Consider the following 18577-nt stretch of genomic DNA (forward strand, 5'->3'; position numbering starts at 1 on the left):
AGAAAATTGGCTGATAAAAAAGGATATTATGTTTAAGATAGCGAATATGTCCATTTATAAGCAGCCTTCACGTTTAGGAAAAGCCTGATTAGGGCAATAACTAAACTGTGTTGATTACATAAGAAGGAGTGTGCAGGGGGAATGATCAATATCCTTTACATTGCTGCTTTAATTGCAGCAGTGGCTTTTGCTGTTCTTGTGATTTTCTTAGCAAGAACGTTAACGGCTGTGCGCCGTACAATGAACAACGTAGCTGATACCCTTGAGGGTGTAGAGAAACAGATGGAAGGCATCACCCTTGAGACCACTGAGCTGTTGAATAAGACGAATAAGCTGGCTGAGGATGTAGGCGAGAAATCGCAGAAACTCAATACATTAGTTGACGGTGTAAAGGGTATAGGAGATACCGTACAGGAATTTAACCAATCCATACGATCTGTATCCAAGGGTTTTACCCAGTCAGCCAATGAGCACACAGACTCAGCTGCCCAGGCGGTCAAGTGGGGACAGGTGGCTATCAGCCTTTGGAAGAAAGCCAAGAAAGAAGATAAGAATTCATAAGGAGGAATTAACATGGGACAACAAAACAAAGAACAAAATAATGGTAGAGATTTTGTACTGGGTTCGCTGATCGGCGGTTTAGTCGGTGCAGCTGTTGCCTTGCTCTTTGCTCCGAAATCCGGACGTGAACTGCGCGAGAACATCAATCAAAGCTCCGGAGAGTTGAGAGAACGTGCCGGAGAGTGGAAGGATGTCGCTTATGAAAAGGGCGGAGAATGGAAAGACCGCGCTGTTGAATCCTCTTCCCATCTGACAAAATCCGTTTCTGAAAAATCTCAGGAGTGGAGCGGATTGATGAAGGACAAAGTGAAAAACATCCGAACAAATGAAGAAGATGAAGCTGAAAGAGCCGCTCAAGAAGTAGCTGAAGCGATCGAGGAAGCTGCTCAGGAGCTGGAAAGACAGCAGGACTCTACGACATCGACAAATATTTGACACAGTATGGAGACTGTCCGCAGTCTCCATCTTTCTTTTAGGAGGAATGGAAATGACAATCGAAGTAATTCAAGACAAGCAGACATTTGAACAGGTGGTTAACGAAAAAGAGGCATTTATCCTGCTCAAGCACAGTTTGACATGCCCTGTCAGCACATTTGCCCATCACCAATATAAGCAGTTCACCGACGGAGCAGATGTACCGTGCTACATTCTCCATGTTCAGGAGGCAAGAGATTTGTCCAATCATATTGCTGCGGAATACGATGTCCAGCATGAATCCCCGCAGGCCCTTTACTTCAAAAATGGGCAGGTGGTATGGCACGACAGCCATGGCGCAATTACAGCCGACCAGCTGAAAGAAGTCACAGCGTAAGGGCACAGGTTTATGGAGGAAGGGTCAAGGTAATCTTGATTCTTCCTCCAACTTTTTAGCCACTTTTTCATGAAAACACTTTCAAAGGGATGACAATATTCAAAAAGTTAGCTATAATTGTCCCTAATTATTTCATAATACTTATGATTCTAATTATCAAATTTCATTGTAGGGGGACGTAAGCATGAGTAATCAAAAGCTTGACCAGTTGCGCAGCGAGTTGGATAAGGTTAATTTAGACCTTTTGAGTTTAATCAATAAACGCGGTGATCTGGTAAAGGAAATTGGTCAGATCAAAGAACAGCAGGGGATGAACCGCTTCGATCCAGTAAGGGAGAGAGCGATGCTGGACCAGTTGTCCCAGCACAATGATGGACCTTTCGAGGATTCAACAATCGTACATTTGTTCAAGGAAATCTTCAAAGCAGCGCTTGAACTGCAGGAAGATGACCACCGTAAAGCACTGCTTGTATCCAGGAAGAAAAAGCCTGAAGATACAGTCGTTGAAATAAAAGGAGAAAAAGTCGGAAACGGCACGCCTTCCTTTGTTATGGGTCCATGTGCGGTGGAAAGCTACGAGCAGGTATCTGAAGTGGCCAAAGCTGTGAAAGCAGAAGGTCTGACACTGCTTCGTGGTGGAGCCTTCAAACCGAGAACTTCTCCATATGATTTCCAGGGACTTGGTCTGGAAGGGTTGAAGATTTTGAAGCAGGCGGCAGATGAGCAGGGACTTGCAGTCGTCAGTGAAATCGTGAATCCAGGAGACCTGGAAGAAGCCCTGGAGTACCTGGATGTCATTCAAATCGGTGCCCGTAACATGCAGAACTTCGAGCTTCTGAAAGCAGCAGGTTCTGTGAACAAGCCTGTATTGCTTAAACGTGGATTGTCAGCAACGATTTCCGAGTTCATCAATGCCGCTGAATACATCATCTCACGTGGAAATGAAAACATCATTCTCTGTGAGCGCGGAATCCGTACCTACGAAAAAGCGACAAGGAATACATTGGACATTTCCGCTGTCCCGATCCTTAAGCAGGAAACCCACCTGCCGGTCATGGTTGATGTGACGCACTCAACCGGCCGTCGCGATCTACTGCTTCCAACAGCGAAAGCAGCACTTGCTGTAGGAGCGGACGGTGTGATGGCTGAAGTTCACCCGGATCCGGCTGTCGCTCTTTCGGATTCAGCACAGCAGATGGATATTCCGACTTTCCACTCTTTCATGGAAGAACTGAAAAAATAACGAAGAAAAAGATAAAGACAGGCTGATCAAACAGCCTGTCTTATTTTTTTCTTCATAGTTTCTAAAAAAATCAGGAAGACTATAAGTAACCTTTTGCACGAATTTAGGAATCCGTTATAATGGATAGGGTACAAACTCTAGAGAACCGTATGATTATTGCGCAGGCAGGCGATCTGTCGTATGATTGTTCTTATAAGTACTACGGTACGACAGGATTCGATGAGGAGGAAATTAGATGAATGTAACAATATATGATGTAGCACGCGAAGCGAACGTTTCAATGGCAACCGTTTCGCGGGTCGTCAACGGGAACCCGAATGTGAAACCCGCCACAAGAAAGAAAGTACATGATGCGATTGAACGGCTCGGGTACCGTCCAAACGCAGTAGCGAGAGGTCTTGCGAGTAAGAAGACAACGACAGTAGGTGTCATTATCCCGGATATCTCCAGCATTTTCTTCGCAGAACTGGCACGGGGAATCGAAGACATCGCAACCATGTACAACTATAACATCATTTTAAGTAACTCTGATCAGAACAAAGACAAAGAGCTTCATTTGATCAATGCCATGCTCGGCAAGCAGGTAGATGGGCTGATCTTTATGGGTGGCGACATTACTGATGACCACATCCGTGAGTTCAAGACGTCTTCTGTACCGATTGCGCTGGCGGCGACTGTTGATGAGTCACAGGAAACGCCATCTGTAAACATTGATTATGAAGAAGCGGCTTATGATGCGACGAAGATGCTTCTTGAATCCAATAACGAGCGGATTGCCTTCATTTCCGGACCGGAAAATACATTAATCAATACAAGAAAAGTAACAGGCTACAAACGTGCCATGGCTGAAAAGGGCGTCGAGGATGCTGACAAATATATCGTAACTGGAGATTATTCCTACGATTCCGGTCACGAAGCGCTAGAGCAGATCCTTGAGATGGACGAACAGCCGTCAGCCGTTTTCGTTTCTTCTGATGAAATGGCCCTCGGTGTTATTCACGGAGCACAGGACCGCGGCATCCGTGTACCTGAGGACATGGAAGTGTTCGGTTTTGACAATACACGTCTGGCTACCATGGTGCGCCCGACGCTGTCCACTGTAGTACAGCCGATGTATGACATCGGAGCAGTGGCTATGCGTCTCCTTACGAAATTCATGAACAAAGAAGAAGTAGAGGAAAAGAACGTGGTTCTTCCACACCGAATTATTGAAAGAAACTCAACTCAGCAGAAATAGTACCGATATATGTACTAAAAGGTACTTGTTCGAACTGAGGAGAGAGTGAAATGACAAAAAAAGATTTAATGACTCCCATAGGAATTACTCTTGGATTTGCTATGGTTATGGTTGGGATCATGTCCAACGCAGGCATCGGAGGGGCCGCCTCCTTTATACAAATATCCTCTATCGTGATTGTGTTGGGAGGGCTGGCCGCCGCCATTCTCGTGAACTTCAATCTTACTGAAGTGAAGCTGACCTTCCGAGTAACGAAGGAAGCCTTCAAAGAAAGCAGCATGAATCTAAGAGAGCTGATCAGCCTCTTTGTGAGACTTTCTGAGCGGGCCCGGAGGGAAGGGCTGCTTGCCTTGGAAGCTGAGCTTGAGGAAGTGGATGATCCTTTTATAAGGAAAGGGATTCTTCTGGCTGTTGACGGTGTAGAGCCTGATGTCATTAATGAAATTATGAATGCGGAAATTTCCGCTGTGGAAGAGCGGCACCAAAAAGGAAGAGCTCTTATTGAAAAGGCGGGGGAATATGCTCCTGCCTGGGGTATGATTGGAACGCTGATCGGTCTTGTCCTGATGCTTTCCAGCTTATCCACCCCGGAAGAGCTTGGTCCCAAAATGGCCGTCGCTCTTCTTACTACTTTTTACGGAACACTGCTAGCCAACCTTGTTTTCATTCCGATGGCGGGGAAGCTTGAGAACAAAACAGACCAGGAAGTGTTCATGAAGCAGATTATCATTGAAGGGGTCATCGGCGTCCAGTCCGGCCAGAATCCGAAACTCCTGGAAGAAAAACTGGGAGCATTCCTGTCTGAAAATGATAAGAAGATTCTGGAAGACGAAGAACAAAACGATCCACTTGGGGAAGCAGCCAATGAGGCGTAGACCTAAAAAGCAGAAACAGGACGGCGCTCCCAAATGGATGACTACATATGCAGACATGATCACCCTTGTCCTTGTATTCTTTATTCTTTTATTTTCCATGTCCCAGATTAATCTCGATAAATTTGAGGCTATAACAGAAAGCTTCCGAAACCGGATGATTTTGGACTTTTATCCTTCTGCTGTGGAAAACAAGAACCCCGCCGATCAGGCTGAGATAGAGGGAAATGATGAAAAGAATAATGAATTTGACATGCCGCCGGAAGAAGTGGAAGCTTCACAATCAAGTGAGGCTGAAGCGGAAAAGGAGCAGGATCTGGATGAATTGAAGCAGGAGATCGATGAATACCTTAAGGAAAACGACTTGAGTGACATTATTGCTGCGACGAATTCCGAACGCGGCGTCGTCCTCGTTCTGGAAGAACAGCTGCTCTTTGAAACAAGTGAGGCGGAAATTCTGGAGCAGGCTAAGCCGTTCTTATCCAAGGTAGGAACCCTGCTTGAAAACATTCCGAACTTTGTCAAAGTGGAAGGGCATACGGATAACCGTCAGATTTCCAGCTACCGCTATCCTTCAAACTGGGAATTGTCCGGAGCACGGGCGAGCAGTGTTATCCGTTATATCCTTGATAACACACAGGACATGGACCCGAAGCGGTTTACGGCTGTTGCTTACGGAGAGACGAGACCGGTCGCCCCGAATGATTCTGAGGAGAACTGGAGCAGGAACCGAAGGGTTGAAATTGTCATTTTAGATCCGGCTTACGAAAATTCCGGATCTTAAAAGCCACTACATAAAAGTAGTGGCTTTTTTTGCTACAAGGAGTTGAATTTCTTTTGGTTATGAATCAGCTGCAGTGCTTTTTCCAACAGCTTATTGTTCTTTTCTGTAATTTCTTCTCTTCTCGGTATAGGTTTGAAAGCATTTGGTGGATCGTTCCATGCATCGGGCAGAGAAACGGGGGATTCTTTTTCCCATTTCTTCAGCCACTCGACAGGAAGGGGACCTGTAAAAGGCTCTTCTTCCAACATGACTTTCCAAATTTGAGCCCATGCTCTCGGGACAACACGCCAGATGTCATATCCGCCCCCGCCAAGAGCCACCCAGCGCCCTTCACAGTATTGATGAGCCAATTCGTGGGCAATCGCAGGTATGCGCTCGTAAATGGCCATCGTGGAGCTTAGATGGGTGAGGGGATCAAGAAAATGAGCATCCGCCCCGTTTTGTGTAATAATGATGTCGGGCTTGAAATAATCGGTGATCTCCTTGAAAGCGGATTCATAAACGTGCAGAAATGATTCATCTTCAGTGAAGGCATCGATCGGTAGATTAAAAGAGTATCCGTACCCTTCCTTCAATCCTCGTTCATTCACATGTCCGGTGCCGGGAAACAGATAACGCCCTGTTTCGTGGATGGACAGGGTGCAGACGTTGGGATCATCATAAAAGGCCCACTGTACACCATCGCCGTGATGGGCGTCTGTATCAACATACAGGACCTTGTAATCGTATTTCCGGCGGATGTATTTAATACCTACGGCCCCGTCATTGTAGATACAGAAGCCTGAGGCTTTGCGTTCAAATCCATGATGCAGGCCGCCACCCAGATTAAGGGCATGGGTGACATCACCGCCCAGAACCGCATCAATAGCAGACAATGTACTGCCCACAAGCAGCTGAGAAGCCTCATGCATGCCTTTAAACATTGGTGTATCTTCTGTTCCTATTCCGTATTCAAGCCCTTCCTCTTCCGACAGATTACCTTCTGATGCTTTTTTCACTGCCTGGATATATGCTGGACTGTGGGCAAGGCGCAGTTCTTCCTCTGTTGCCATTCTGGGAGTGATCAAGTGATTTTCCTCAAGCATTCCTGCTGCATCCAGTAGTTCCTTTGCCAGGACGACTCTCATCTGATTAAATGGGTGGTCATCCCGGAACCGGTAGGAAGTAAAATCGTTGGAGTATACAAACCCTGCTTTACAAGTCATAGGGACTCTCCGGTTTCTTAGGCCACAAAACTTCATAGCCTGCTTCCTCCAGATCTTGAACAGTTGGAAGTGGGTTCATCGTCTGAATCCGGACGACGACAACTTTGTAGTTGGCATCCGGCTTATAAGGATAAATGAGGATGGAGCTGATATTCACCTTTCGTTTTCCGAATACTTGCGTCACTTGAGGAAGGATCCCTGGCTTGTTGATTACTTTCACTTCAATCTGCGAACTCTGGACGTGAGTGCCCGTTAATTGAATCAACGTATAGAGCATGTCTTTTTCAGTTACAATTCCGACCAGTTTTCCGTCTCTGGTGACAGGAACACAGGCAATTTCCTGTTCATAAAAGATGGATGCTGTTTCTTCGACAAAATCAAGGGGATGCACGGTCGTTACCGGATAGGTCATGATGGAGCGGATTGGATACTGCAGTTCCTCCTGCCCGGTGTCTTCTTCCAAAATCGATGGACTGGCATCTCTGACATCACGGTCAGAAACAATACCTATGACGGCTCGGTCCTCATCTATAATTGGGATATGCCGGATATGGTGTTCATGGAGAAGTTTCAACGCTGTTTCAATCGTTTCATCCGGAGTAAGTGTAATCACATGGTCCTTCATGATTTCTTCTACTAACAATTCCGCTACCTCCTCAGCTGGCGATTTCGATGCCTCGTTAAAAAGCGCAGTTGATCAAATGTCTCCACTGATGATTCAGGAACCCGGCTGCCTACTCTGACCATCAGGCAGTTGGCTGGATGGGATATGATTTCAGGATCGTCGGTGGGGGAAGGGGTCAATCCGCCTGCGGCCATCATCTTTTCCATGACCTTTCGATAATCCCATATGTTCAGCCCTGTCCCTTTCAAGTCCCAATGCCAGTAATATTCGGTGGAGATAATAATGTAATTTTCCATATAGTCATCCATCATGGAAAGTTTCAAGAGACGTGAGCCAATCCGGTGTCCACGGAATTCCGGGCTGACTTCAATGGCACCCAGTTCAATTAAATCTTCCATGCTGCCTTCCGACCACCGTTCCAAAGGATCTGGATGCAGGTAGGTCACATAGCCGATGATCTCTTCACTGTTTCTTGCAATGATGATCCGGCCTTCATCGAAATCCGCAATGCTTTTTACAGCTTCAAATTGTTTTTCCGGCGGACGGAAAGCGATAAGGCCTTCGTTAAACGTAAAATGTGACAATTCGTCTGATGTCAGCGGTCCTTCAACAATGATCGGTCCATGCTCGGAGCTGAAGGATTCGCTGTAATAAGTTTTTTCATGATTCATTCAGTCACCACCTGAAAAAGAGATTCATAGAGCGATTGTTTCTATTATACAACAAAATATGGGATTGTTAATTGTTCTCCAAAAAGAAAACCAGCCCATGGCGGGCTGGTTTAATTCATTTATTCTTCATTTTCCGTAGTTTCATCTCCGCTGGACTCGTCGGTGTTTCCGTTATCTGAGTCTTCTTCCGGTGGTGTATCGTTTGAACCATCATCGGAATTTCCTTCTGAATCGTCGGATTCACCACCTTGATTATTGTCATTAGCGGGATCATTATTCTCTTCTGTACTTTCATTTGACTCATCTGCATTGGAGTCGTTCGTGTTTTCGTTATTGTTGCCATTGTTACCATTGTTACCTTCGCTGCTGTTTTCATTACTGGAATCATTCGTATCCTCTTCCGGCTCCGGTTCCGGCTCTGGGGCTGGCTCAGGATCCGGCTCTGGTTCCGGCGCCCCTGGATTTCCGACCGTCACGGAAGAAGAAAGACTGGATGATTGACCGAAATAATCCACCGCTCGAACGGCGTAGACGCCATCGCCTGAAAAGTTGTACGACGTGTTCACTGTGCTGCCAAGCAGGGAATAGCTGCCACCCGGCTCAGAAGCGCGGTAGATCCGGTACCCGACGACATCATTGCTTCCGGATGCATTCCAGCTGATTTTTGACCCGCTGGCAGAAACAGATCCCGGAGCGGAAGGAGCCTTGCCATCATTATCAATGGACGACACGGTAGATCCGATCGAAGAAGAGGAAGGCAGAGCTACATTGCTCCATCGTGATGAATTAGGAATCAATGCTCTTAATTCTTCAGAGGACGTCAATCCTTCCTCTTCCAGCCATTCAGGACTCAATGTGACACCGCCGCCGTCTTTGACGAATTCACGCGGTGTATCCGGCCCAGCGATAACCAATTTATCTTTCACGCTTACGAAGTCGCCGCCGATCAAGCTGTCATCGGCGTTTGAAGGAGCATAGTCGGCATCAAAAATGTCGCTGTCTACAAGACCTGCGGACGAGCATAAGTCAGATGGCAGCATCCCTGATGTCGCACAGTAGGAACTTGTAACAAGGCCGCCCGGGTTCTCGAAATCATTGCTTGGAGCCATCAGTTCCGGCCGTAATTCCGTGACTGCATTGACTACATCGGCCCAAAGTCCCTGTGTCCGCTGGTTGTAGTTCATGTTCTGCATGTTGCCTTCATCAAACCCTGTCCACATTCCAACAGAGACATTCGGGTTCGTAGCAACAAACCAAGAGTCTTTCGTCATTTGAGAAGTACCGGTTTTACCAGCCCACTCGACACCGCGGTCAGCAAGCAGCCCGCGTACACGGGAGCCTGTGCCGTAATCTAATACATCTTTCATGACATCCAGAGTAAGGTAGGAGGCCTGCGGGCTGAATACTTCTGTTTCTTCTGCTTCGTGCTGATAGACGGTTTCCCCGTCTTTGGTTTCAATTTTTTCGATCATGTACGCATCGACGAATTTACCCATGTTGGCAAAAGTTGCGAACGCATTCACATTCTGCTCGACGGATATGCCGTAGGTTAATGCGCCGAGGGCCATGGATTCATTCGTATAGTCATCCTCGTGTAATCGATCTTTCATCCCCATTTTCTCTAAATAACTTTTCACGGGGTTATCGCTCTTAATCTCATTGTACTGTTTAACAGCCGGCACGTTATAGGACTGGGCCAGCGCATATCGGGCACTGACAAACCCTTTGTGGCTTCTGGAGAAGTTTCGTACTTCTCCACCGATGCGATAGTCATAGGGGACATCTGCAATGACGGATCCCGGCTGGGCAGCCCCCATGTCAAAGCTCGGACCGTAGACGAGCAGCGGTTTCATTGTACTGCCGTTGGAGCGGTAAGCATGGGAAGCATGGTTAAGATTCTTTTTATCGAAGTCATATCCGCCGATGAACCCATGAATTTTCCCTGTCGAGTTTTCAATTATTATACTTCCCAGTTGAAGTGGGATTGTCTTTGTGTCTCCAGTAGGGTCACCGTTCTCATCCCTGATCGGAACAGTTTTCCATGGCCAGGATGAAGGTTCTGTATAGGAGTCCTTCACATCCTGCATGGCATCATAGACTTCTTTATCCAGTGTTGTATGGATTTGATAACCGCCGGAGGACATTTCCCGCTCTGCCAGTTCATCGTACTCCTGGGCCAGTTCTTCATCGTTTTCCAGGTCTTCCTGGGTATGACCGTTTTCTTTCATTAAATAGTCTTGGATTTTACCTTTCGCACGTTTCTGCACTTCCTGGTTGATAGCGGGATACTTGCTGATCGCTGTCGGTTTAGCATCAGCCAGCGTTTCATCGTTCAACGAAAAAGCCATCGCCTCATCGTATTCCGCTTTCGTAATGTATTCCGCTTCCAGCATACGTTCGAGTACTTCGTGCATCCGGTCTATGCCGGGTTCCAGTCCTGCTTCGTCCTTAATCGTCCCATCATTGTTGAAAGGGGTATAACCGAAGGGGGATTGTGGCAGGCCGGCAATAAAGGCCGACTGGGCCAAGGAGAGTTCACCGGCATTTACGCCGAAAATGCCCTGTGCAGCTGTTTGTACACCCGCTACATTCTGCCCGTTCGCATTCCGCCCGAACGGGACGATGTTCAAGTAAGCTTCGAGTATTTCTTCTTTTTCAAAGAAACGCTCGATACGAAGGGCAATGAGCATTTCCTTGGCCTTCCGCTCAAATGATACTTCGTTCGTTAAAATCTGGTTTTTAACGAGCTGCTGAGTAAGTGTACTCCCACCGGTTTTTACAGAGGAGTTCGTCACTTCCTGAACGACCGCACGCATGACGGCTTTCGGAACAACACCTTGGTGCTCTTCGAAATACTCGTCTTCCGTAGCGATGACAGCATTTCTTAAATAATCACTGACCTGATCGAGTTCAACGACCTCCCGGTACAGGTCGGAACTGACATCTCCAATTTCTGTTTCGTCCGTGAATAACATCGTGGACGTCTGCGAATAATTATAAATATCGTCTTCCATATCCGCCTGGCTCCGTACTGGCTCGTCCTTTACGAGGGAAGCAAAGTATCCAGCTCCGACACCGCCGGCGAAAAACAAACCGATCACACCGATAATGATAAAAAATAAGATGACGTTCCAAACGACATCGTATGTAATCCGTGTGTTTTTCTGTATACGCCCCTGCTCCCATAAAGAGCGGAAATCTATCTTATTTCGACCGTTCTTCTGGTTATTAGACATGAATAAAACCTCCTAAAAAATCCATCAATATTATAACATACCCCTCTGTATTAAGACACGACGGGACTTGGGGATTTTGTTGCATTTTTTTTTGGAATGTGTTAAATATAGTACATAGTTTAATAAGTGTGCGTGGATGGATTGAAGTAGAATGAAGATCCCTGTTGCAGAGAGCTGACGGTTGGTGCGAGTCAGTACATATTGGATTTCGAATTACGACCCGGAGCATCTTCTGGTAGGAATCAGAAGACGGTGGAAACCGTTATCGATAGAAGTGGCACGTTTTTTATGTGCAACAAGGGTGGTACCGCGAAGACCTCGTCCCTTTTTCAGGGATGGGGTCTTTTTTGTGTTCCGAATCTGAAACCACAGCTTAATGGAAGTAATGACAAGTAGAGGAGTGTTTGTAATGAATTTATTAGAGGATCTGCATCAGCGGGGACTGGTCAATCAAATGACGGATGAAGAAGGCTTGCAAAAGCATTTGGAGAACAATCAGGTGACATTGTACTGTGGGTTTGACCCAACGGCGGACAGCCTGCATATCGGCCACCTGCTTCCTGTGCTGATGCTGAAAAGGTTCCAGGTAGCGGGTCACCGTCCGATTGCTCTTGTCGGTGGGGGAACAGGAATGATTGGAGACCCAAGCGGCCGGTCTTCAGAACGTCAATTGAACAGTGCAGATGTTGTGAAAGGATACAGTGACCGTATCAAGGATCAGCTTGCTAAGATCCTCAACTTTGACGATGGGGAAAATGCTGCTGTCGCACGCAATAATCACGACTGGCTTTCTCAAATGACAATCATCGATTTTCTGCGGGATACAGGAAAGCACTTTGGCGTCAATTACATGCTGGCAAAGGATTCTGTGGAATCTCGGATTGAACAGGGGATCAGCTTCACAGAATTCAGCTACATGATTCTACAGTCCCTGGACTTCCAGCAGCTGTACCAGAAAGAAAACTGTACGCTACAGATCGGCGGCAGTGATCAGTGGGGCAACATTACAGCGGGTCTTGAACTTCTGCGCCGTTCTACAGCAGGGGAGGAAGAGGTGGAAGCCTATGGATTGACGGTGCCTCTTATTACGAAGGCAGATGGATCCAAATTCGGAAAAACAGCAGGCGGCGCTGTCTGGCTTGATCCTGAAAAAACTTCGCCATACGAGTTTTACCAGTTTTGGATCAATGCGGATGACCGTGATGTCATCCGGTACTTGAAGGTCTTTACTTTCCTTGATATGGATGAAATTGCAGCACTTGAAAAAGAGGTGCAGGAGCGTCCGGAAAAACGTGTGGCGCAGCGCAGACTTGCAGAGGAAATGACGAAGCTTGTCCATGATGAAAAAGCACTTCAGCAGGCAGAGCGTATTTCAGAAGCTTTATTCAGCGGTGATATCAAAGCTCTCTCAGGGGAAGAAATTGAACAAGGCTTTAAAGATGTCCCGTCCTTTACGTCTGAATCCAAAGACTCTCAGCTGCTTGATTTATTGGTACATGCCGGAATCTCACCGTCCAAGCGCCAGGCGCGGGAAGATATCAGCAACGGTGCGATTTACATCAATGGGGAGCGGAACCAGGACCTGAAGCATACCATTCAGCAGGAAGAACGGATTGAAGACCGCTTTACGATCATTCGTAGAGGGAAGAAGAAGTATTTCCTTATCCGTTACTAATATCACGAAAAAAGCAGGGATATCCCTGCTTTTTTCTATCATGAAACCAGGAAGGAAGATGGGTTGATGCTTGATAATCGGGGTGTTATAAGAAGAGCTGTACCGGGAGATACGCTGCAATTGGAAGCATGTATGCAAAAAGCATACAGTGTTTATAAAAAACGGATGAATGGAAATCAGCTCCCTCCGTTGGAAGCTGATTATAAAGATGAAATCGTTTCCTATCCAGTGTGGGTTCTGGATAAGGGGGATGAAATTCTTGGGGGTGTCATTTTGATGTTCCACCCGACGTACACGCAAGTCGCCAACATTGCTGTCGATCCTGATTATCAAGGGCACGGGCTGGGACGAAGGTTATTAGGATTTGCTGAGGAGAAATCTGTGGAGCGTGGCTGTTTTGAAATGCGTCTGGCCACACATAGACTCCTTACAGAGAACGTGGCTTTCTACACATCGATGGGGTGGGAGGAATCAGGAAGAGATGACTTCCGGATCTTCTTTAAAAAGCGTTTGGAGACAACATAAATAAAAAAACCGCCGAAATGGCGGTTTTTTTGAAAAGCTATTAACGAGAGTAGAATTCAACGATAAGAGCTTCGTTGATTTCAGATGGAAGCTCAGAACGCTCAGGGAAACGAGTGTACGTACCCTCACGCTTGTCTTCGTCGAAAGTAAGGTATTCTGGAACGAAGTTGTTCACTTCGATAGCCTCTTCTACGACGTTAAGCTTTTGAGATTTTTCGCGAAGGCTGATCACTTGACCAGGAGCTACGCGGTAGGATGGAATGTCAACGCGGCCGCCATTAACAGTAACGTGACCGTGTGTAACAAGCTGACGCGCCTGGCTGCGTGTACGTGCAAGACCGAGACGGTACACAAGGTTATCCAGACGAGATTCAAGAAGAATCATGAAGTTCTCACCGTGGATACCTTTCATATTTCCGGCTTCTTCGAACATGCGGCGGAATTGACGCTCAGTCAAGCCGTACATGAAACGAAGCTTCTGCTTCTCTTGAAGCTGAAGACCGAATTCAGAAAGTTTTTTACGTTGGTTAGGACCGTGTTGTCCTGGTGCGTAAGGGCGCTTTTCAAGCTCCTTACCTGTTCCGCTTAAAGAAATACCATAGCGACGTGATTTTTTCCAAGTTGGACCTGTATATCGTGCCATAGGAATTTCCTCCTTTTTATTTTATTTCGCATAAAATAAAAACAGTGTGTCCTGCTTCCATTGCTCATTATGTTTTCATGCACCATCGCCCCAGCAGCAGAGGGTTACACGATGCACCTCCGTAGAGGAACAAAATGATAACAACGGCGGCTCACATAGGCTGCCATTTATTTTACACAACGAATATTATATAAAGAATAATAGAGGAAGTCAAGGTGTTCTCTGCTTTTTTATTTAAGATTTCCAACGTACACCGATTATTTACTGCCACAGCACATTGGATTGTCATTTTTTACATATACACATTCACTTTTGGGTATAAAGGGATGGTACAATATACTTAAAAATGTGTGCAGGAAGACAGGTGAATCGGATGAGTGTCCCATGCTCTATGGAAATGAAGTTTAACCGCTTGAACAGTCGTCTCTTTGAATGGATGATGACAGAGACGCCCCCTGCGTTTGAACAATTCCTCGTCAAGCTGATGAAGGAAATGAAGGATTTTATGCACGCAGAAGGCACAGCCTGCTACATGTTTCATCAATGGAGAGGCGTGTATCAGCTTTACAGACAAGAAGATACACCGGTTTATTTTCATCATTCCTTCGCCCCGGCTGCTCCACCCGGTCAGGAAGAACAGATGCCTGGTCCTTCTATAAAAGGGCGGATGCTGGCACAACCTGGTCATCATGATCAGGTTATTGTCCTTCCTTTGAAAAAAATGAGCGGAATCGTCGGGTATCTGGCTTTCACTTACACAGATAAAAATTCTTCTCTGATCCCTTCCTCCTATCTAAAGGCTGCATCTGAAAGCTTGGAGAAGGTTATTGAAAAAGCGGATAATTTTTATACGATGAAGGAAGAAAAGAAAATGTTTGAGCGTCTCTTGAATGTGACCGCTCATTTTCATTCTTCTATTGATATCCAAACCGTGTTAAAGGAGATCATTGCGACGCTTTCTGAAGTGTACCCATCCTTTCAGTACCATCTTCACCTTTCTCAGGAGTTTGAGGAAATGCCTGACCTGCCTGTGTACGTCCTCTCCTATAATGAAAGCTCCAGCAGCAATACGGGTCTTCAGGCTTTTATCACAGGTGAATTTCAAATCATTGAAAATCCGGATGGGCAGCAGTTCTTATTATACGCGCCGCTTAAAGGAAGGCAGGGCGTGTATGGCGTGCTTCAGATTACTATTCCCTATACCCTTCCCATCAGAGGGAAGGAGGTGGAGTTCTTTATACAAATTGCCGATACAGCGGGAAAGGCATTTGAAAATGCACGTTTATATGAGCAGGCCCGGAAACAGAATAATGACCTTCAAATTATTACCGCAGCCTCCCAGCGTTTGAATTCCTACACCAAACTATCGGAAAAGGCTGCATTTATGGTAGAACAAATCCAGGAGATTTTTCAAGCAGACGAGGCAGGCTTTCTTACCTATGCAGGGGATGGGGGAGCGAGCGTCCTGGAAGGCAGTTCTAACTACTTCACGTCGATTTTCAACCTTGAGGAGGTTTCAGCTATCCGATCCCTGTTCGAAAGGGAGAGCGGCCCGGTTTTTATCAGTGATCTTCATGGGGACGGTGCGGACGTCCTTCATCCATACCGATCACTGATGGCTGTGCCCATGAAGGACCATCATCAACAAACCGGGTTTGCGGTCGTCCTGCATAAGAAACCTTCTTTTTTCTCTTTTGATTCCTTTAAGCTCCTGCAGTCCCTTGTTCAACATTCGGCTCTAGCCTTTGCCAATTCCATCCTTCAAGAGGAGCTGGAACGAGCAGTGATCACCGATTATTTAACAAAACTTCACTCCAGGATTTATCTTGATCATCGTGTGGAAAAGCATATCAAGGAAGATGAGCAGGGGCATTTAATATTGATAGATATTGATCATTTCAAAGCGGTTAATGACACGTATGGACACCAGACAGGAGACGAAGTCATCTGCCAGGCTGCGGCAGTGATTCAGGAGGAAATGGCTGGATCTTCCGGTCTGGCCGCGCGCTGGGGTGGGGAGGAGCTGGCAGTATATTTCCCTTCGATCAGTTCAGGGGAGGCCTATCAAATCACGGAAAGCATACGTGAGCGAATTGCTTCAGAGACCCACCCCGGGGTCACTGTATCCTGCGGGTTTTCCTCCTGGAAAGCTATACACGGCAGGCCGGAAAGGAAAGAGCTTATCCTTCAAGCGGACCGCGCCCTCTATCAAGCTAAGAAAGCAGGACGGAACTGCATCAAAAAAAATGATCCAGGTATTTTACCTGGATGATTCTTGATTTCAGAGTGTGCAAAGGGGAGATAGACACAAAAAAGTTCCGTTCTTTTATGGAACGGAACTTTTTTTGTCTATTAAATATAGTTTTGTAGAGTTTCCACGAACTCGACCAGCTTCTGCTCGTCCACTTTATCAAAGCGGCCTTTAGAAGGACTGTCGATATCCAGAACGCCGTATATGTCTCCGTTTTTAAGAATAGGAACGACAATTTCGGACTGACTGGCTGCATCGCAGGCAATATGACCCGGGAAAGCGTGAACATCTTCTACGCGCTGAACTTTTCTCTCAGCGACCGCTGTCCCGCATACGCCTCTTCCAGAAGGGATGCGGACACAGGCGGGCATGCCTTGGAATGGTCCGAGTACAAGCTCGTCTTCCTTCCATACATAAAAGCCGACCCAGTTTACATCATCGAGGAACTGGTTGAGCAGGGACGATGCGTTGGAAAGGTTGGCCACAGCATCTTTTTCATCCTCAATCAAGGCTTTCAACTGCTTATTTAGCAGATCATACTGTTGCTCTTTTGTACCTGAATAAGTCATGGATTGGAACATCATAGACCTCCTGATCATTTTTTATTCGACAAAACATGGGAGATTTGTCGGGATTTGCAGGACGATTCTAAGCAGGATTTCCCAAAATTATAGAGAATCCTATCCCGAGGGGGAAAAATAATGAATCGACCGAATGGAACACGTAATAAAGTGTTGGACGTAGCCTGCCGCCTATTCTACAGCCAGGGGTTTAATGGAACATCGGTCAGAGATATTGCTAAGGCAGCCAATGTGAATGTTTCATTGATCCATTACTACTTCAAAAGCAAGCAGGGCCTTTTTGAATCGCTCGCTGTCAGTTACTTTGAACCCTATCTTGAAATGCTTGAAAGTGAGCAGCCCTCTGAGGATGGCAGCCGTCTTCATTCGTTAGTGAAGAAAATTCTACATTATAAACAGACTCATTATCAACTATCCTGTCTCTTGAACCGGGAGCTTTCCTTGAATACTGTATTTGCCAGGGAAATGCTTGTCACCTATCTGGCTAAGGAAAATCATTTGTTCACGCAGATTTTATTTGATAAACATTCCCACATTGAAGTGACCTTCAAGGAGAAGCTCTGCCTTTTACAGCTGAAGGGTCTCTTGAATGCACCCTTCACGATGCCTCATGAATTTAAAGATCCGTTTATAACAGAAGCCTCCATCGACCATTTTGTTGAAGTATACAGTGACTTAATGAATGAACATCAATCGGTGCAGCTTATCGCGGCCAGGGCTTGATCAAGGAATGATCAACAGCCTCCCAGCCCTGCTTCAAAGCTGAAGCGGTATGAGCATCCGAGCCATAAATCAATGGAATTCCCATGGAAGAAGCCTCCCGGGCGATGGCAAGCGGCGGGTAGGTTTCTTTACAGTGGTTTTTTTTCATTCCTGCCCCGTTATAATCGAGCTCAAAGCCATGTTCCTTGACCAGGGTCAAAAAGCGGGAAGCCCTGGACGGCCATTCTTCCGGACCGGGATAAAGCTTCTGAAACTTCCTTACTAAAGTCATGTGGCCGATCCGTTTTGGTTTATAGGAGCCTAGAGGAGCTTGGACTGATTCGGCAAGGGCGTCATAATAGGCGCGGTAGAGAGCCTCTATGCTTCCAAAGTCTGCCGCTGCCTCTTCGAACATTTCCGGACTGTAATCGATACAGTACCACGCCTTGTTCCCCTTGAGAAAATGAACGGAGAGGATGCTGTCATCCAGTTCCGGACCATAGGTGTCAAGAAACGATGAGGTTTCCTTCTCGTACCCTTCAATATAATCCACTTCGAGTCCTTTCAGAATCGTCAAATCCTTCTCGTACTTTTTCTGCAGCCCGCCCAGATCCGCCAGGTAGTTTTCCAGGTCCTCGATTGTCATGCTGCTGTCTTTAGCTGGTGCAGGGTCTGTAAAGGAATCAGGAAGAGGAGCGTGTTCGGTGAACGTCAAGGCGGAATATCCTGCTTTTATGGCATTTTCTATATAACTTTCCAGCGAATCCTTCGACCCGTGAGGGCAGTAGGGAGTATGGATGTGACCGTCTTTCATCCGGCTGTCCTCCTTAAATAGAATTTTTTGTCAGCACACTAATAATTTTGAAATAATTTAGCCAAAAGGCTGTTTTACATGGTATCATTATAAACAACTAAATCACATATCGGAACGTAATTCATCCGTAGGACATGTTTA

At 46.4% G+C, this 18577-nt stretch carries 18 protein-coding genes and 1 other annotated feature; of the genes, 11 read left to right on the plus strand and 7 right to left on the minus strand.

Going from position 1 to position 18577, the window contains the following annotated elements:
• The first annotated feature begins 141 nt into the window (after nucleotides 1–141).
• From H615_RS0110550 to motS, 7 genes are all read left to right on the plus strand, one after another.
• Complete coding sequence (locus H615_RS0110550) at nucleotides 142–561, plus strand: DUF948 domain-containing protein (protein ID WP_027955113.1); 420 nt, start codon at nucleotides 142–144, stop codon at nucleotides 559–561.
• A 12-nt stretch (nucleotides 562–573) separates the two neighbouring features.
• Nucleotides 574–996 (plus strand): YtxH domain-containing protein, encoded by a 423-nt coding sequence (locus tag H615_RS0110555; protein WP_035531975.1) that lies wholly within the window; start codon nucleotides 574–576, stop codon nucleotides 994–996.
• Between the two features lie 52 nt (nucleotides 997–1048).
• Entirely contained in the window at nucleotides 1049–1372 is a 324-nt protein-coding gene (gene ytxJ, locus H615_RS0110560; protein ID WP_027955115.1) for a bacillithiol system redox-active protein YtxJ, read from the plus strand.
• 184 nt (nucleotides 1373–1556) lie between these two features.
• Nucleotides 1557–2615, plus strand: coding sequence for a bifunctional 3-deoxy-7-phosphoheptulonate synthase/chorismate mutase (locus tag H615_RS0110565; RefSeq protein ID WP_027955116.1), 1059 nt, complete (start codon nucleotides 1557–1559; stop codon nucleotides 2613–2615).
• Between the two features lie 235 nt (nucleotides 2616–2850).
• On the plus strand, nucleotides 2851–3852 hold the full coding sequence (ccpA, locus tag H615_RS0110575) for a catabolite control protein A (RefSeq protein WP_027955117.1): 1002 nt from the start codon (nucleotides 2851–2853) through the stop codon (nucleotides 3850–3852).
• A gap of 50 nt (nucleotides 3853–3902) precedes the next feature.
• Nucleotides 3903–4727: a flagellar motor protein MotP gene (motP, locus tag H615_RS0110580; protein WP_027955118.1), complete on the plus strand. Its 825-nt coding sequence runs from the start codon at nucleotides 3903–3905 to the stop codon at nucleotides 4725–4727.
• A complete protein-coding gene (gene motS / locus H615_RS0110585; RefSeq protein WP_027955119.1) occupies nucleotides 4717–5508 on the plus strand; it encodes a flagellar motor protein MotS in 792 nt (263 codons plus the stop codon). Before motP ends, motS begins: the two co-directional genes overlap by 11 nt.
• Nucleotides 5509–5540: 32 nt before the next feature.
• On the opposite strand, the gene H615_RS0110590 is transcribed toward motS, so the two are convergent.
• From H615_RS0110590 to H615_RS21260, 4 genes are all read right to left on the minus strand, one after another.
• On the minus strand, nucleotides 5541–6713 hold the full coding sequence (locus H615_RS0110590) for an acetoin utilization protein AcuC (RefSeq protein WP_027955120.1): 1173 nt from the start codon (nucleotides 6711–6713) through the stop codon (nucleotides 5541–5543).
• Nucleotides 6703–7356, minus strand: a complete 654-nt coding sequence (locus H615_RS0110595) for an acetoin utilization AcuB family protein (protein WP_027955121.1) — start codon at nucleotides 7354–7356, stop codon at nucleotides 6703–6705. The genes H615_RS0110590 and H615_RS0110595 overlap by 11 nt, the downstream gene beginning before the upstream one ends.
• Before the next feature lie 5 nt (nucleotides 7357–7361).
• Entirely contained in the window at nucleotides 7362–8009 is a 648-nt protein-coding gene (locus H615_RS0110600; protein ID WP_027955122.1) for a GNAT family N-acetyltransferase, read from the minus strand.
• Between the two features lie 119 nt (nucleotides 8010–8128).
• Nucleotides 8129–11245, minus strand: coding sequence for a transglycosylase domain-containing protein (locus tag H615_RS21260; protein WP_084163103.1), 3117 nt, complete (start codon nucleotides 11243–11245; stop codon nucleotides 8129–8131).
• 124 nt (nucleotides 11246–11369) lie between these two features.
• Nucleotides 11370–11574, plus strand: a binding site (T-box leader).
• A gap of 80 nt (nucleotides 11575–11654) precedes the next feature.
• On the opposite strand from H615_RS21260, the gene tyrS reads away from it, so the two are divergent.
• Nucleotides 11655–12920, plus strand: coding sequence for a tyrosine--tRNA ligase (gene tyrS, locus H615_RS0110610; protein WP_027955123.1), 1266 nt, complete (start codon nucleotides 11655–11657; stop codon nucleotides 12918–12920).
• A gap of 66 nt (nucleotides 12921–12986) precedes the next feature.
• Nucleotides 12987–13445 (plus strand): GNAT family N-acetyltransferase, encoded by a 459-nt coding sequence (locus tag H615_RS0110615; protein WP_027955124.1) that lies wholly within the window; start codon nucleotides 12987–12989, stop codon nucleotides 13443–13445.
• Nucleotides 13446–13485: 40 nt separating this feature from the next.
• On the opposite strand, the gene rpsD is transcribed toward H615_RS0110615, so the two are convergent.
• On the minus strand, nucleotides 13486–14088 hold the full coding sequence (gene rpsD / locus H615_RS0110620; protein ID WP_027955125.1) for a 30S ribosomal protein S4: 603 nt from the start codon (nucleotides 14086–14088) through the stop codon (nucleotides 13486–13488).
• Between the two features lie 373 nt (nucleotides 14089–14461).
• Between rpsD and H615_RS0110625 the strand changes: the two genes are divergently transcribed.
• The gene (locus H615_RS0110625; protein ID WP_169516196.1) at nucleotides 14462–16360 is read left to right on the plus strand and encodes a sensor domain-containing diguanylate cyclase; all 1899 of its coding nucleotides are present in this window, start codon (nucleotides 14462–14464) and stop codon (nucleotides 16358–16360) included.
• Nucleotides 16361–16440: 80 nt separating this feature from the next.
• Here the strand turns inward: H615_RS0110625 and H615_RS0110630 are convergent, their stop codons facing one another.
• Complete coding sequence (locus H615_RS0110630; RefSeq protein ID WP_027955127.1) at nucleotides 16441–16920, minus strand: GAF domain-containing protein; 480 nt, start codon at nucleotides 16918–16920, stop codon at nucleotides 16441–16443.
• A gap of 120 nt (nucleotides 16921–17040) precedes the next feature.
• Between H615_RS0110630 and refZ the strand changes: the two genes are divergently transcribed.
• Nucleotides 17041–17643 carry a forespore capture DNA-binding protein RefZ gene (gene refZ / locus H615_RS0110635; protein ID WP_035531980.1) on the plus strand — a complete coding sequence of 201 codons (603 nt, stop codon included), beginning with the start codon at nucleotides 17041–17043 and terminating at the stop codon, nucleotides 17641–17643.
• Here the strand turns inward: refZ and hisJ are convergent.
• Entirely contained in the window at nucleotides 17624–18436 is an 813-nt protein-coding gene (gene hisJ, locus H615_RS0110640; RefSeq protein WP_027955129.1) for a histidinol-phosphatase HisJ, read from the minus strand. The two genes, refZ and hisJ, sit on opposite strands and share 20 nt — an antisense overlap.
• Nucleotides 18437–18577 lie beyond the last annotated feature (141 nt).

The sequence above is a fragment of the Halobacillus kuroshimensis DSM 18393 genome (assembly GCF_000425705.1).
Taxonomy (GTDB): domain Bacteria; phylum Bacillota; class Bacilli; order Bacillales; family Halobacillaceae; genus Halobacillus; species Halobacillus kuroshimensis.

Coding starts and splice junctions, on each gene's coding strand:
- H615_RS0110550 (WP_027955113.1), top strand. CDS start 142: ATGATCAATATCCTTTACATTGCTGCTTTAATTGCAGCAGTGGCTTTT.
- H615_RS0110555 (WP_035531975.1), top strand. CDS start 574: ATGGGACAACAAAACAAAGAACAAAATAATGGTAGAGATTTTGTACTG.
- ytxJ (WP_027955115.1), top strand. CDS start 1,049: ATGACAATCGAAGTAATTCAAGACAAGCAGACATTTGAACAGGTGGTT.
- H615_RS0110565 (WP_027955116.1), top strand. CDS start 1,557: ATGAGTAATCAAAAGCTTGACCAGTTGCGCAGCGAGTTGGATAAGGTT.
- ccpA (WP_027955117.1), top strand. CDS start 2,851: ATGAATGTAACAATATATGATGTAGCACGCGAAGCGAACGTTTCAATG.
- motP (WP_027955118.1), top strand. CDS start 3,903: ATGACAAAAAAAGATTTAATGACTCCCATAGGAATTACTCTTGGATTT.
- motS (WP_027955119.1), top strand. CDS start 4,717: ATGAGGCGTAGACCTAAAAAGCAGAAACAGGACGGCGCTCCCAAATGG.
- H615_RS0110590 (WP_027955120.1), bottom strand. CDS start 6,713: ATGACTTGTAAAGCAGGGTTTGTATACTCCAACGATTTTACTTCCTAC.
- H615_RS0110600 (WP_027955122.1), bottom strand. CDS start 8,009: ATGAATCATGAAAAAACTTATTACAGCGAATCCTTCAGCTCCGAGCAT.
- H615_RS21260 (WP_084163103.1), bottom strand. CDS start 11,245: ATGTCTAATAACCAGAAGAACGGTCGAAATAAGATAGATTTCCGCTCT.
- tyrS (WP_027955123.1), top strand. CDS start 11,655: ATGAATTTATTAGAGGATCTGCATCAGCGGGGACTGGTCAATCAAATG.
- H615_RS0110615 (WP_027955124.1), top strand. CDS start 12,987: ATGCTTGATAATCGGGGTGTTATAAGAAGAGCTGTACCGGGAGATACG.
- rpsD (WP_027955125.1), bottom strand. CDS start 14,088: ATGGCACGATATACAGGTCCAACTTGGAAAAAATCACGTCGCTATGGT.
- H615_RS0110625 (WP_169516196.1), top strand. CDS start 14,462: ATGAGTGTCCCATGCTCTATGGAAATGAAGTTTAACCGCTTGAACAGT.
- H615_RS0110630 (WP_027955127.1), bottom strand. CDS start 16,920: ATGTTCCAATCCATGACTTATTCAGGTACAAAAGAGCAACAGTATGAT.
- refZ (WP_035531980.1), top strand. CDS start 17,041: ATGAATCGACCGAATGGAACACGTAATAAAGTGTTGGACGTAGCCTGC.
- hisJ (WP_027955129.1), bottom strand. CDS start 18,436: ATGAAAGACGGTCACATCCATACTCCCTACTGCCCTCACGGGTCGAAG.